The 13,317-nt window shown below is 68.9% G+C and carries 12 protein-coding genes and 2 pseudogenes; 10 read left to right on the top strand and 4 right to left on the bottom strand.

The window, feature by feature from the left end:
* Nucleotides 1–31: 31 nt before the first annotated feature.
* A complete protein-coding gene (locus QC826_RS09350) occupies nucleotides 32–1,387 on the bottom strand; it encodes a PLP-dependent aminotransferase family protein (RefSeq protein ID WP_279765328.1) in 1,356 nt (451 codons plus the stop codon).
* A gap of 112 nt (nucleotides 1,388–1,499) precedes the next feature.
* The gene (locus tag QC826_RS09355) at nucleotides 1,500–2,084 is read right to left on the bottom strand and encodes a LysE family translocator (protein WP_279765331.1); all 585 of its coding nucleotides are present in this window, start codon (nucleotides 2,082–2,084) and stop codon (nucleotides 1,500–1,502) included.
* A 280-nt stretch (nucleotides 2,085–2,364) separates the two neighbouring features.
* Here QC826_RS09355 and QC826_RS09360 point away from each other — a divergent pair.
* Together QC826_RS09360 and QC826_RS09365 are read left to right on the top strand one after the other, a co-directional pair.
* Nucleotides 2,365–2,610 (top strand): annotated as a pseudogene (locus QC826_RS09360) (type II toxin-antitoxin system prevent-host-death family antitoxin); the annotation flags it as partial.
* Complete coding sequence (locus QC826_RS09365; protein WP_279765333.1) at nucleotides 2,607–2,933, top strand: type II toxin-antitoxin system RelE/ParE family toxin; 327 nt, start codon at nucleotides 2,607–2,609, stop codon at nucleotides 2,931–2,933. The pseudogene QC826_RS09360 and the gene QC826_RS09365, both read left to right, overlap by 4 nt.
* 42 nt (nucleotides 2,934–2,975) lie before the next feature.
* Here QC826_RS09365 and QC826_RS09370 read toward each other — a convergent pair whose 3' ends face one another.
* Nucleotides 2,976–3,494: a hypothetical protein gene (locus QC826_RS09370; protein ID WP_279765336.1), complete on the bottom strand. Its 519-nt coding sequence runs from the start codon at nucleotides 3,492–3,494 to the stop codon at nucleotides 2,976–2,978.
* Nucleotides 3,449–4,858, bottom strand: coding sequence for an AI-2E family transporter (locus QC826_RS09375; protein WP_279765337.1), 1,410 nt, complete (start codon nucleotides 4,856–4,858; stop codon nucleotides 3,449–3,451). Before QC826_RS09375 ends, QC826_RS09370 begins: the two co-directional genes overlap by 46 nt.
* 170 nt (nucleotides 4,859–5,028) lie before the next feature.
* On the opposite strand from QC826_RS09375, the gene QC826_RS09380 reads away from it, so the two are divergent.
* From QC826_RS09380 to QC826_RS09415, 8 genes and pseudogenes are all read left to right on the top strand, one after another.
* Complete coding sequence (locus QC826_RS09380; protein ID WP_279765338.1) at nucleotides 5,029–5,949, top strand: AraC family transcriptional regulator; 921 nt, start codon at nucleotides 5,029–5,031, stop codon at nucleotides 5,947–5,949.
* A gap of 91 nt (nucleotides 5,950–6,040) precedes the next feature.
* A complete protein-coding gene (locus QC826_RS09385) occupies nucleotides 6,041–6,595 on the top strand; it encodes a carboxymuconolactone decarboxylase family protein (protein ID WP_279765339.1) in 555 nt (184 codons plus the stop codon).
* 1 nt (nucleotide 6,596) lies between these two features.
* The gene (locus tag QC826_RS09390) at nucleotides 6,597–7,682 is read left to right on the top strand and encodes an acyl-CoA dehydrogenase family protein (RefSeq protein ID WP_279765340.1); all 1,086 of its coding nucleotides are present in this window, start codon (nucleotides 6,597–6,599) and stop codon (nucleotides 7,680–7,682) included.
* Nucleotides 7,679–8,557 carry an ABC transporter ATP-binding protein gene (locus tag QC826_RS09395; RefSeq protein ID WP_279765341.1) on the top strand — a complete coding sequence of 293 codons (879 nt, stop codon included), beginning with the start codon at nucleotides 7,679–7,681 and terminating at the stop codon, nucleotides 8,555–8,557. Before QC826_RS09390 ends, QC826_RS09395 begins: the two co-directional genes overlap by 4 nt.
* A 32-nt stretch (nucleotides 8,558–8,589) precedes the next feature.
* Nucleotides 8,590–9,833: pseudogene (locus QC826_RS09400) on the top strand (ABC transporter substrate-binding protein).
* Nucleotides 9,834–9,848: 15 nt separating this feature from the next.
* Nucleotides 9,849–10,607 carry an ABC transporter permease gene (locus QC826_RS09405; RefSeq protein WP_409567786.1) on the top strand — a complete coding sequence of 253 codons (759 nt, stop codon included), beginning with the start codon at nucleotides 9,849–9,851 and terminating at the stop codon, nucleotides 10,605–10,607.
* A 222-nt stretch (nucleotides 10,608–10,829) separates the two neighbouring features.
* Nucleotides 10,830–12,344, top strand: coding sequence for a sensor domain-containing diguanylate cyclase (locus QC826_RS09410; protein ID WP_279765343.1), 1,515 nt, complete (start codon nucleotides 10,830–10,832; stop codon nucleotides 12,342–12,344).
* A 194-nt stretch (nucleotides 12,345–12,538) separates the two neighbouring features.
* Nucleotides 12,539–13,309 carry a PEP-CTERM sorting domain-containing protein gene (locus tag QC826_RS09415; protein WP_279765344.1) on the top strand — a complete coding sequence of 257 codons (771 nt, stop codon included), beginning with the start codon at nucleotides 12,539–12,541 and terminating at the stop codon, nucleotides 13,307–13,309.
* The last annotated feature ends 8 nt before the right edge of the window (nucleotides 13,310–13,317 follow it).

The following is a 13,317-nucleotide window of genomic DNA, read 5'->3' on the forward strand; positions in this document are numbered from 1 at the left end:
ATCACGGAATCCTTGGCTGAGTCAGCTGAGGTCATTGAACGCGAATCAATGTACGGGAGGGGATGTTGGTTGGTTGACATGCCCCAGCCACGGCCTGCAGGCGCTCTCGCAGGTAGTTGCTCAGGCGTGGCTCCTGGCTGAAGGCGACATTGAAACGGATGTGCTGGTCGGGCGTGTCGTTCGCCGAGAAGGCGGCGCCGCGCATCAGCAGGATCTTGTTGCGGTAGGCGTCCTGCACCAACAAGTCGACGTCCAGTCCTTCCGGCATGGTGCCCCACAAGAAAATGCCCGCGTCGCCCGGCTGCTCGAACAGCACGCCCGCCGCGCTCAACTGGCGCGTGCTGACGTTGCGCGCCGCCATGATCTTGCGTTGCATACGCTCCAGATGCTTGCGCAGGTTGCCGGCCCTGAGCACTTCCAGCAGCACGTATTCGTTCAGCGCCGGCAGCGTCATGATGGAATGGATCTTGGTGCGCATCAGCACCTTGAGCAGGGCGGGGGCGGCGGCGAGATAGCCCATGCGCAGGGCCGGGCTCAGCGCCTTGCAAAAGCTGGAATAGTAAATCACCCCGTCGAGCCCGGCCAGCGATGCCAGCCGGGTACAGTGGCCTTGCTGGAAATGGCCGTGCACGTCGTCCTCGGCGATCAGGAAACCATACTGCTGCGCCAAGATCAAAACCTTGTGCAAATTGGCGGCGCTGCTGCTCCATCCTGTGGGGTTGTGCAGCGCCGTTTGCACGAACAGCAGGCGCGGGCGGTGCTCGCGGCAGGCGGCCTCCAATTCATCGAGATCGAGGCCGTCGGGACGGCGCTTGATCGGCACCAAACGTATGCCGTCCTGGCGCAGGCGGCCGAACATCAGAAAATAGCCGGGGTCTTCCACCAGCACGGTGTCGCCGGGCTGCAAAAAACTACGGCAAATCAAATCGATGGCGTGGGTGCCGCCGAAGGTGGTGAGGATGTGGCCGGCGTCGAAGGCGGCGCCGATGCCGCGCAGCAGCAGCGCGATGTGCTCGCGCAACTCCGGCAGCCCCTGCGGCGGACAGCGCGAGGCCATGCCTGCGGCGCTGCGCGCCAAGGCCCTTTGCACGGCGGCGGCCGGCACCGCGTCCTGCAGCCAGGTCGGCGGCAAGGCGCCACTGCTGGCCTGCAACACGCCGGCGCGCTGATCGTTCGCCTGCTGCGCCAACCAGACCGGCTCCTGCTCCGTGCCCGCTTCCAGTGCGACCTCGTCGGGAATCGACCTGCCGGCGTCGCTCGTGGTGCGCACAAAAAAACCCGCCGTGCCATGGGAATCGATGACGCCGGCCGCGACCAGCCTGTCATAGGCCACCACCACGGTATTGGTGCTGACCGCCAACTGGGTGGCGAGCTGGCGGATCGACAACAGTTTGGCGCCGCCAGGCAGGCCCGGCTCTCGACCATGTGGCGCAGTGTCGCCTCGATCTGCTTGGAGAGGGCGATGGGGGAGGAGCGGTCGATGTCGAACATGTGAAATTTTAGCGTAAAAACATCACGGCCAGGACCAGCAGGATCGCGCCCATCGTCAGATTGAACACGCGCTGCTTGCGCGGATCTTTCAGCAAGTGGCGGATCGAGACGCCAAACATGGCCCACATGAGGTTACAAGGCATGCCCACCAGGGTGCCGATCAGCGCCACCAGCAGCGCATTGCCGAGCGGATTCTGCCCGGCCGGCATGAAAACCGACGCCACCGTAACGGCCTTCACCCAGCTCTTGGGGTTGAGAGCTTGAAATGTCGCCGCCTGGGCGAACGACACCGCCTTGGGCACCTGTGCGCCGCCCACCGATGCCCCGCTCAGCTTCCAAGCCAAAAACACCAGGTATAACGATCCCGCGACCCGCAGCACTTGCTGCGCCAAGGGGTAGGCGATAAACGCGCTGCCCAGCCCCACGCACATGAGCATGGTTTGCACGAACATGCCGGCCTGGATGCCCAGGATGGCCGGCAGCGCGCCGCGCCCACCAAAATTGGCGCCGGTGGTGGCGAGCATGACGTTGTTCGGCCCCGGGGTGGCCGACATTACAAGGCAATAGCTCATCAAGGGCAGGAGTTCGGTCATGGCATGCCATTCGCAATGTGGAAACGCTACCAGTCTAGGAGGGCGGCGCGGCGCGGACAAGGCACAAGGCCAAGGTGGCGGACTCATGCTGTATCAGTCGATCGACAGCGACAGTTGCCGCGATTGAAGGATCACCGCGCGCTATTTGCCGCGCCCGGCAGGCCGAATTTGGTGCCTAATTTAGTGCTTAATTTAGCCGCTCGATGCTATGATGCTGTCACCAACTTGACGGAGGATGGAATGAATTTTTTGAACATTCAACCAATCAGCTACTTCGAAGACGAACACTAGCGACGTGGTGAAGCAGGTTCAGGAGACACATGATCCTGTTGCAATCACGGTCAACGGCAAGGTTCAAGCCATTATTCAAGACCCGTTGAGCTATCAGAAGACGCAGAACCAGCTGACCATGCTGCGCATCCTCGCTCATGGCAGGAAGCAGGTTGACGAAGGGAAGCTTACTGACCATGACGACTTCTTTGCCCAGCTTGACGCCGAAGACAAGGAAGGCAATTCGGCAGCATGAGAATCATTTGGACCGATGCCGCCAAAGACGATTTGATCGACATTCGCGATTTCTTGAAGAATTCCGAATCTCCTCAGTTCGCCGCCAAAATCACTGCGGAAATCCGTGACGCCGTTGCGGCTCTTAAAGAGTGGCCGAAGCACAAAGGGACTTATGTGAAGGAATTGGAGGAACTCAATCTTTCACAGTATCGCCAACTGCTTGTTGGTCAGCACCGTATCGTCTTCGAGCGCGGCGACCACGACACTTGCTACATTCATCTCGTGTGCCATGCGAGCCGCGACCTCGAAGCCATGTTGCGCCGTCGCCTGCTCAGTAGCTAACTTGGCCTGCGACATAGGACTGGCGAGTCCGGCGGCGGTCCGCTAGGCCCGCTTCTTGCCGCGCAGGACGCGCTGGCAGGCCTGGGCCGCCGCCTCGAAGGAGCGCGCCACGGCGCGGCCGCCGCCGGCGTCGCTGTCCTGCAGCACCAGCTGCTCGAAGGGGCTGGCGAGGAGCAGGGCGAGCGGCTCGGCGTCGGGCAGGAAGCCGGCCAGCGCGGCCAGGGCGGCGGCGATCTGGCTCTGCTCCTTGGCCGGTTCGATGCTGACCAGGCAGTACAGGGCCAGCACGGCCGGATTGAAGTCGTCCGGCGGCGTGCCGTCGAACTCGTCGAGCGCCATGTGGCGGCCGTCGATGCCCTGCTGGCGCAGGATGCGCACCAGGATCTCGGCGGCCAGCTCGTCGCCGACCGAGCCGGCGCCGATGCACAGCACGATGGTGCCGGCCGGCACGTCCAGCGCGCCCTGGTTCTCGCCCAGCAGCGCCTCGCGGCGGTGGCGCAGTTCGCGGCCGATGTTCAGGTGCCCTCCAGCATCGAGGTGCGGCCGTAGCGGCGCCACCATCTCGGCTTCTCGCCCAGCGCCTCGATGACGGCGGCGATCGCGCTGGCCACCTTGAGCTGCTCGCCCTTGCTGATGGTCTTGGCGTCGAGGTCGGCGCGGGCCAGGTGCAGGGCCGGCGCCAGCACCGCGTCGCAATAGGCGGCGAACGTTTTGCGCGCCAGGATGCGGCGCGCGCCGGCGATGATCTCAGCGCTGTCGCCGGACAGGGCGCGCTGGTAGAAGTTCTGCGGCAGCGTCAGCGCCGGCAGCTCGCCGAGCAGGATCTCGAACATGTTGAGCGCGCGCACGTAGCGGCCGGCCACCACCAGGCACAGGGTGAGCGGGGTCGACAGCACCAGCCCGACCGGGCCCCAGATCCAGCTCCAGAAGATCGCCGCGATCACCACCGACAGCGGCGACAACCCGGTGGTGTGGCCGTACAGCTTGGGTTCGACCATCTGCGCGACGACCACCTCGATGCACAGGAACAGCAGCAAGGTCATCAGCGCCAGCGACCAGCCCGGCGCCACGGCGGCGGCCAGCAGGGTGGCGCAGCAGGCGGCGATCGGCACGCCGATGTAGGGGATGAAGCGCAGCGTGGCCGTCATCGCGCCCCACAGCAGCGCCTGCGACAGGCCGAGCAGGCCCAGTCCCAGCCAGACCAGGCCGCCGGTGCCGAGGTTGACGGCGAACTGCGAGACGAAGAAGCGCGACAGGCGCTGGCCGGCGTCGTTGACGGCGACCGTGGTGGCGCGCAGGTCGTCGCCGCCGGCCAGGCGGATGAAGCGGTCGCGCAGCGCCTCGTGCTCGAGCAGCACGAACACCAGCACCACCAGCACGATGCCGGCGGTCTCCAGCGGCGGCCAGATCGACGAGGCGATGCGCAGCAGCAGTTGCAGCGGCTTGAGCGGCGCCTCGTGGATCTCGACCGGCACCGGCCCGCCGTCGGCCGCCGCGCGCGGCAGGGTGGCGGCGCCGGGCGCCGGGCTGTCGGCCCATTGCTCGACCAGGCGGCCGGCCTCGCTGTTGAGCATGCCCAGCTTGCCCGAGGCCAGCTGCTCCATCGCCGTCACCTTGCTGCGGATGGTGTCGGTGTACTGCGGCAGGCTGGCGCCGATGCGCACCACCTGCAGGCCGATGGCGAAGCCGACCGCGCCCAGCGCCAGCGCCAGCGTCAGCACGGCCACGCCGACCGAGGCGGTCGGCCCCAGGCCGATGTGGCGCAGCCGCTGCACCCACGGCGCCACCAGCAGGCTGAGGATGATCGCCAGGGTGATCGGGATCAGCACGTCGCGGCCGAAGTACAGCAGGGCAAGCACGGTGGCGGCACCGACGATGCCGGACACGCCGGCGGGGACGAGGTGGGTTTTCGGTTCGATCGACAATTCAAGTTCCTTGTAAGCGGGCGGTCGGCGTTGCACGGATAGTAGCAGCAAGCACCGGCCATGGCGACGCCACGGCGGGCCGCTACGCCTTCGGCATATGGATATGTGGATTCAATCCTGTCGCCGGCGGCGCGGAAGGCATACAATCGCTTCCTTTTGCCTAAACACTAATGGAACCGGCCGCCTCGGAACAACTCGCGCAATGGCTGCTCAGCAGCATAGAGCTGGACGCGGCCGCCCTGCACGTGGGGCGCTACTGCGGCCCGTGGCGCGCCTCGACGGCCGACCGCTGCCTGGCCAGCTTCCACCTGCTGCTGCACGGCGAGTGCTATCTGCACGTGCCCGGCCAGGCGCCGCTCAAGCTGCAGGCGCGCGACGGCGTGTTCCTGATGCGCGAAGTGGCGCACTTCCTCAGTCCCTCGCCGGACCCCGGGGCGCTCGTCGGCGGCCAGGACATGCTGCCGCTGGCCGGCGCGCGCGACGGCGCCGAGGCCGGCGCCGGCCTGGCCTGCGGCTTCTTCCGTTTTCGCGGCACGCTCAGCGCCATGGTGGTCGACTCCTTCCCGCAGCATCTGGTGTGCCGCAGCGGCGACCCGGCCCTGCGCCACACGGCGGCGCTGTTCGACCTGATCCTGGCGGAGGCGGGCGGCGACCCGGGGCGGCCCTCGCCGTTGGTGGCGCGCCTGGTCGAGCTGCTGTTCTTCTACCTGATCCGCCACGCCGCCCAGCGCGAGACGGTGGGCGCCGGCCTGCTGGCGCTGGCCCAGCGCGGCGAGTTCGTCGCCCTGCTCGACGAGCTGCTGCGCCATCCCGGCGCGGACTGGAGCATCGCCCGCATGGCGCAGGCGGTGCACATGTCGCGCGCCGCCTTCTGCAAGCACTTCAGCAACGTCGGCGGCCTGCCGCCGGCGCAGTTCCTGCTGCGCCTGCGCATGACGGCGGCGGCCAGCCGGCTGCGCGCCGGCGATTCGGTCGAGCAGGCGGCCGAGCATGTCGGCTACCAGTCGAGCGCCGCGTTCAGCCGCGCCTTCAAGCGCATCGTCGGCGCCCAGCCGGGCAGCTACCGGCGCCAGTTGCGCACGGCCGCATAAAGACGTTTGAACATCAAACGGCGACGAACGAGTATGGCGACAGCGGCCTCGACATCGGATAATATCGCCTCCTTGTCCAAGAAAGACGACCATGTCCCGACTCACCCTGCACTCACTCGATAGCGCGCCGGCCGACAGCCAGGCCTTCGTGGCGAAAGCCATCGCCAACAACGGCTTCCTGCCGAACCTGATCGGCGTGCTGGCCAACGCCCCCGTGGCGCTGGAGACCTACATGACGGTGGCCGGCATCAACGGCCGCGCCAGCCTCACGCTGGCCGAGCGCGAAGTGGTGCAGATCACGGCGGCGCGCATCCATGGTTGCGACTTCTGCGTGGCGGGCCACACGGCGGTGGCGCTGAAAAAGGCCGGCCAGCCGGCCGAGCTGGTGCGCGCGCTGCAAAGCGGCGCCGACACCGGCGACGCCAAGCTGGACGCGGTGGCCCACTTCGCCACGGCCGTCATCGCGCGGCGCGGCGCGGTCGACGACGCCGAGCTGCAGGCCTTCCTGGCCGCCGGCTACACGCAGCAGCAGGCGCTGGAGGTGGTGCTGGGCATCAGCCTGGCCACGCTGTGCAACTTCGCCAACAGCCTGGCCGGCACGCCGGTCAATCCGGAGTTGACCCCCTACCTGCCGGGCGCGATCTAACATGGCCACCCTCAACGACTGGCTGCGCACACACGCCGAGGCGCTCGATCAATCGCAGGAGCAGGCCGACGCCGTCATGCCGCAACTGGCGGCCGGCGGCCGTTTCCGCGTCGGCGTGCCGACCGATCTGGGCGGCGATGGCGGCGACGTGCGCGACGCCATCCGCGCCATCGCCGAGGTGGCCGAACAGTCGGTCACGGCGGCCTTCGTCTACTGGGGCCAGCGCACCTTTATCGAATACCTGCTGCACAGCCCCAACGCGGCGCTGCGCGAGCGCCTGCTGCCGGCGCTGCTGGCCGGCCGCCTGGCCGGCGCCACCGGCCTGTCGAACGCGATGAAGTTCCTGTCCGGGATGGAGCCGCTGCAGATCAACGCCGAGGTGGAGCAGGGCGGTTGGCGGCTCGACGGCCAGCTGGCCTGGGTCACCAATCTGCATCCGGCCCACTTCGTCGTCGCGGCGGCGGTGGCGCCGAGCGACGGCGCGCCGCCGGTCATCGTGGTGTTCGACAGCGAGACGGCCGGCGTGCAGCGCGGCGCCAACCTGGAACTGATCGCCCTGCGCGGCAGCCATACCGCCGCCGTCAAGCTGGCGCGCGTGGCGGCCGGGCCGGAGCAGGTCATCAGCGCCGACGCGGCGACCTGGCTGCCGCAGGTGCGGCCGGCCTTCCTCGGCATGCAGTGCGGCATGTCGATCGGCCTGGCCCGCGCCAGTCTGGCACAGGCGGCCGGCGTGGCCGGCAGCGGCCGTGGTCCGCTGGGCGAGCGCATCGCGGCGGCGCGCCTGGCGCTGGACCAGCAGGTCGAGACGCTGCTCGACGGCGTGGCGACGGGCCGCTTCGTCAGCCATCCGGCCGAGATGTTCCGCCTGCGCATAGCGCTGGCCGGCTCGGTGCAGGAGGCCTTGATGCTCGAGCTGCAGGCGCGCGGCGGCCTGGCCTACCTCGAACAGCACCAGCAGGGCTTCGGTCGCCGCTGGCGCGAGTCGGCCTTCATCCCGGTGATCACCCCCAGCCTGACGCAGTTGCAGGCGGCGCTGGCCAAGCAGGCGGCAGAACAGGTGGCAGCGCGGGCGGCAGGGCAGGCATGAGCGAGGCGACTTTGAACGGCACGCGGCCGGACGGCGAGCGGCCGGGCGGCGGCGGCGGCAGGTCCGGCAAGAACCTCGGCGAAAACCTCGGCGAAACTCCCGGCGAAACCCCCGCCGACTGCGCCCTGCGCGCCGAGGCGCTGCGCTTCGCCTATCCGGGCCGGGCGCCGACCTTCGAGGACATCTCGCTGTCGATCCGGCCGCGCGAGATCGTCTGCCTGCTGGGTGGCAGCGGCTGCGGCAAGTCGACCCTGCTGCGCGTGCTGGCCGGCCTGCAGGCGCCGTCCTCCGGCGCCATCAGCTTCCTCGGCGCGCCGCTGCGCGAGCCGAGCCCGCGCAGCGCGCTGGTGTTCCAGCAGGCCAGCCTGCTGCCCTGGCTGACGGTGGCCGGCAACGTCGGCTTCGGCCTGGACTTCGCGCGCCAGCCGGCCATCGCGCGCGCCGCGCACGCCGATCGCGTGCAGCAGGCCATCGCCGCCGTCGGCCTGGCCGGCAGCGAGCGGCGCTATCCGGCCGCGCTGTCGGGCGGCATGGCGCAGCGCGTCGCGCTGGCCCGCGCGCTGGCGCGCCAGCCGGAGCTGCTGTTCGCCGACGAGCCGTTCTCCGCGCTCGACGCCATCACCCGCGCCGAAATGCAGACCCTGCTGGTCGAGGTGGTGCACCAGTGGCACAGCGCGGTGCTGCTGGTCACCCACGACATCGACGAGGCCATTTTGGTGGCCGACCGCATCGTGCTGATGGGCGGCCAGCCCGGCCGCATCGTGCGCGAGTGGCAGGTCGACCTGCCGCATCCGCGCCTGGCCCACGCCGCCGCCATCGGCGCGCTGCGGCTGGAGATCCTGGCGGCGCTGCTCGACGAGCGCAGCGGCACCTGAAGCACCCGATTCCAATTTTTAGAAAGCACACCATGACCGACACCACCGCCCGCAACCCCTACCACGTCTGCGCCTCGTCCGACTGCGACTGCGGCATGACGCGGCGCGACTTCCTGCGCATGTCCGCGCTGACGGCCGCCGGCGCGGCCTCGCCGCTGCTGTTCGCCGGCGACGCCATGGCGCAGCAGGGGCCCAAGGGCGACGACCAGCCGGTCAAGATCGGCTACCTGCCGATCACCGACGCCACCCCGCTGCTGGTGGCGCACGCGCGCAAGCTGTTCGAGGCCGAAGGCTGCAGACCGAGACGCCGCGCCTGTTCCGCAGCTGGGCGCAGATCATCGAGGCCTTCGTCTCCGGCCAGGTGAACGTGATCCACCTGCTGTCGCCGGCCACCATCTCGGTGCGCTACGGCGCCAAGTTCCCGGCCAAGGTGGTGGCCTGGAACCACATCAACGGCTCGGCGCTGACCGTGGCCAAGGACATCAACCGCGTGCAGGGCCTGGGCGGGCGCACCGTCGCCATCCCGTTCTGGTACTCGATCCACAACGTGTTGCTGCAGCAGATCCTGGCCAAGAACGGCCTGAGCGTGGTCAGCAAGGGCCGCGAGGGCAGCATCGGCGCCAAGGAGGTCAACCTGGTGGTGCTGGCGCCGGCCGAGATGGTCTCGGCGCTGGCCAGCAAGTCGATCGCCGGCTTCATCGTCGCCGAGCCGTTCAACGCCCTGGCCGAGACGGCCGGCGTGGGCCAGGTGCTGCGCTTCTCCGGCGACGCCTGGAAGAACCACGCCTGCTGCGTCACCTTCCTGTCCGAGCGCGACATCAACACCCGCCCGGAATGGGCGCAGCGCGTCACCAGCGCCATCGTCAAGGCGCAGCTGTGGACCCGCTCCAACCAGATCGACACGGCGCGCCTGCTGTCGAGCGGCGACCCGCACCGCTACACGCCGCACAACCTGCAGGTGCTGTCGAAGGTGCTGGCGGTGAGCGACTTCAGCGCCTACGAGCAGCGCGGCATCGTCGCCCACAAGGAGTGGGGCCAGCGCCGCATCGACTTCCAACCCTATCCCTTCCCGTCCTACACCGAGCAGATGGTGCGGGCGCTGCAGGCCACCCGGCTGGAGGGCGACACCGGCTTCCTGCGAAAGCTCGACCCGGCCTTCGTCGCGCGCGACCTGGTCGACGACCGCTTCGTGCGCAAGGCCATCGACCAGGTCGGCGGCCCGGCCGTGTTCGGCCTGCCGGCCAAGCTGCTGCGCAGCGAAACCGTGGCGGTCTAGTCGATGACGGTGAGCTTGAAACTACGCCTAGCCTTGCCGCTGCTCGGCTTCGGCGTGGCGCTGCTGTTGTGGCAGTTCGGCGTCGCCGCGCTGCAGCGCGACACGCCGATCGCCGCCGCCTTCGCGCCGCTGGACGCGGCCGAGGCCCTGCTGCGCCTGCTGCGGGGGCCGGACATCTGGCGCGACGTCGGCCTGAGCCTGCGCCGGGTCGGCGTCGGCCTGGCCGTGGCGATGCTGCTCGGCGTGCCGCTCGGCGTGCTGGTGGGCAGCTCGAAGCGCTTCGCGGCGGCGGCCATGCCGCTGTTCCAGCTGCTGCGCATGGTCTCGCCGCTGTCGTGGATGCCGCTGGCGGTGATGACCCTGGGCGTCGGCGACGCGCCGGTCTACTTCCTGCTGGCCTTCGCCGCCGTCTGGCCTATCCTGCTCAACACCGCCGCCGGCGTCGCCCGGCTCGACCCGAACTGGCTGCTGCTGGCGCGCAGCCTGTCGGCGACGCGGCGCGAAACCATCGTCCACGTGATCCTGCCCGGCATCACCGCCGAGGTGCTGACCGGGGTGCGGCTGGCCATCGGCATCATCTGGATCGTGCTGGTGCCGGCCGAGATGCTGGGCGTGTCGGCCGGGCTCGGCTATTTCATCCTCGACGCGCGCGACCGCCTGGCCTATTCCGAGCTGATGGCGGCCATCGTGCTGATCGGCGTGCTCGGCTTCGCGCTCGACTACCTGGCGCGCGCCGCCCACGCCCGCTGGCTGCACACGCCGTCGGGCGGCTGAGCCCGGCGGCCGGCGGCGCCGGGTGAAAAATCGCGAGACTTATCCGACGGAAACAGGGCATACTTGGCGGGGGGAGGGCGACGCCGTCCCCGCCGCCGTCCCGCCCGGCCAGGCTGTGGCCCCGCCGCCGGGACGTGATCGCAATCCGGTTTCGAAAGACGTCAAATGAATCAGCCTTCCCTTGAGTCGGCCCCGCTGCGTGGACTGCTCCGCCGTCCCGTCATGCTGCTCGCCTGCAGCTTTATCGTTCTGGTGTGCCTGTCCCTGGTGGCCGTTCAAGTGTGGCAAACCATGCACAGCCGCAGCGTGCAACTGCAACAGGCGGAGCGGGCCAGCGCCAACCTGGCCAACGCCGTCGCCCAGCACGCCTACGACACGCTGAAGGAGGCCGACACGGTCCTGGTCGGCCTGGTCGACCGCATGGAGCACGGTGGCGCGGGCGACGTGGAGATGGCCCACCTGCGCGACTTTTTGCTGTTGCGCACCGGCGAGCTGCCGCAGCTTCAGGACATCTTCATATTCGACGCGGCCGGGCGTTGGCGGCTCAATTTGCAGCCGACGCCGTTGGCGAACCAGGACATCTCGGAGCGGGAATACTTCACCTACCACCGCGACCACGCCGACCGCGGCGCCCACATCGGCCCGCCGATACGCAGCAAGGCCAGCGGCAAATGGGTGGTCACGGTGTCGCGCCGGCTGAACCGGGCGGACGGCGGTTTCGCCGGCGTGGTGCTGGCGGCGATAGACATGCAGTACTTTCTCCAGTTCTACCAGCGCTTCGACATCGGCCGCGCCGGCGCCATCTTCGTCGCCTCGGACAGCGGCATCATGTTGATGCGCCGGCCGTTCGAGGAGAAGTCGCTGGGGCGCGACATTTCCAAACTGCCGCTGTTCAGCAACTACCTGCCCAAGGCGGCGAGCGGCACCACCGTGTTTACCTCGGGGCAGGACGGCGTGACGCGCATCAACAGCTACCGGCGCATGCAGCAGTATCCGCTGGTCGTCTCGGCCGCGCTGGCGCAGGACGAGGTGCTGGCCGAGTGGCGCGCCGACGCCTATCTGAGCGGCGCCGTGGTCGGCGTCCTGCTGCTGGGCCTGGGATGGCTGGGCGGCCGCCTGCTCAAGCAGATCCGCCGGCGCATCGAGGCCGAGGCGGAACTGTTGCTGGCGCGCCACGCGCTGGAAAAGCTCAACCATACCCTGGAGGAGATGGCCATGCAGGACGGCCTGACCGGGCTGGCGAACCGGCGCCGCTTCGACGCCGCCTTGAGCGAGGAGTTCAGCCGCGCCAGCCGCGAGGCCAGCGCGCTGGCCCTGGTCATGATCGACGTCGACCACTTCAAGCTGTACAACGACAACTACGGCCACGCGGCCGGCGACGAGTGTTTGCGGGCGATCGGCAGGGCGGTCGGCAAGGGGCCGCGGCGGCCCGGCGATGTGGTGGCGCGCTACGGCGGCGAGGAGATGGTGCTGCTGCTGCCGGGCACCGACATGCAGGGCGCGCTGCTCGTCGCGGAGAAGGTCCGCGCGGCGGTCGAGGGGCTGCGGCTGACCCACGCCGGCAACGCCGGCGGCGTCGTCACCGTCAGTGCCGGCGTCGAGGCCTTCGATCCGGTGACGCGCGACAGGTGCCCGCTGGAATTGATCGAGGCGGCCGACCGGGCCATGTACCGGGCCAAGGAGGAGGGGCGCAACCGGGTCTGCGCCTGCGGCGGGGCGGTGGCGCGGACCGGCTAGCGCCGGGGCCGCCTGTGGCGCCTGTGGGTATTGCGCAACTATGTCGCGCGAGACGGGGCGGGGCGGCGGGGAATTGGCGGCGCACAATTGACGCGGTGCATGCTGACTGTTTTATAATGTTATCGATGTGAAAATGATGTTTTGTCATTGTTCCGCGCCGATATCTTATTCAATCCCATCCCACGAGGCCTCCCATGCACCTGCTTGCCACCCTCCCGTCCGCCGGCGCCGCCGCGCTGTTGCTGCTCAGCGCGCCGTGCGCCCACGCCAGCATCGTCGCCTACGATTTCAGCGCGACCGTCAGCGAACTGACCTACTACGCCCACACCTCGCCGAGCGGCCCCGGCCCCGGCGTCTCGCTCGGCTCGTCCGACTACGCCGGCGCCCTGGTCAGCAAGGGCGACCAGGTGCGCGGCCACTTCTTCTACGATACCGAGCTGGGCCAGTTCCTCGGCGCGCCGCCGGCCCAGCCCGGCGCCGAGTCGGCCCTGTACGGCGGCCCCGGCTACGCCAACACCATGGCCGGCGTCGACTACTCGATCGGCAACGGCGGCGTGCGCTTCAAGTCGGTCGACACGCCGGTGGTGTCGGTCATCAACAACCCGCATGTCGACGTGGTGCACATCGTCGCGCTGACGCGCGACGGACAGTCGGGCCTGGGGCAGGAGGTGGGCATCGACTTCATCGACATGCGGCATATCGCCTTCAACTCGATCGCCTTGCCGGGCGAGATCAAGGCCTCGGACTACTCCATCATGGGTGTCTACAACAGCTTCACCTACGCCTCGCGCGACGACAGCCTGTACGTGGGGATGAAGATCGACAGCCTGACCCCGTCGATACCCGGCCCCGGCCCCGGCCCGACGCCGCCGGTGCCCGAGCCGGAAAGCTATGCGATGCTGCTGGCCGGCCTGGGTCTGCTGGGCGTGTTGGCGCGCCGCCGCGCCGGCGCCGCGCGCGCCTGAGGCGGACG

Source organism: Rugamonas sp. DEMB1 (assembly GCF_029834475.1).
GTDB lineage: Bacteria > Pseudomonadota > Gammaproteobacteria > Burkholderiales > Burkholderiaceae_D > Rugamonas > Rugamonas rubra.

Bases quoted from the DNA above. Each gene is read 5' to 3' on its own strand.
- QC826_RS09355 (WP_279765331.1), bottom strand. From the start codon at position 2,084: ATGACCGAACTCCTGCCCTTGATGAGCTATTGCCTTGTAATGTCGGCC.
- QC826_RS09365 (WP_279765333.1), top strand. From the start codon at position 2,607: ATGAGAATCATTTGGACCGATGCCGCCAAAGACGATTTGATCGACATT.
- QC826_RS09370 (WP_279765336.1), bottom strand. From the start codon at position 3,494: ATGGTGGCGCCGCTACGGCCGCACCTCGATGCTGGAGGGCACCTGAAC.
- QC826_RS09380 (WP_279765338.1), top strand. From the start codon at position 5,029: ATGGAACCGGCCGCCTCGGAACAACTCGCGCAATGGCTGCTCAGCAGC.
- QC826_RS09385 (WP_279765339.1), top strand. From the start codon at position 6,041: ATGTCCCGACTCACCCTGCACTCACTCGATAGCGCGCCGGCCGACAGC.
- QC826_RS09390 (WP_279765340.1), top strand. From the start codon at position 6,597: ATGGCCACCCTCAACGACTGGCTGCGCACACACGCCGAGGCGCTCGAT.
- QC826_RS09395 (WP_279765341.1), top strand. From the start codon at position 7,679: ATGAGCGAGGCGACTTTGAACGGCACGCGGCCGGACGGCGAGCGGCCG.
- QC826_RS09410 (WP_279765343.1), top strand. From the start codon at position 10,830: ATGCTGCTCGCCTGCAGCTTTATCGTTCTGGTGTGCCTGTCCCTGGTG.
- QC826_RS09415 (WP_279765344.1), top strand. From the start codon at position 12,539: ATGCACCTGCTTGCCACCCTCCCGTCCGCCGGCGCCGCCGCGCTGTTG.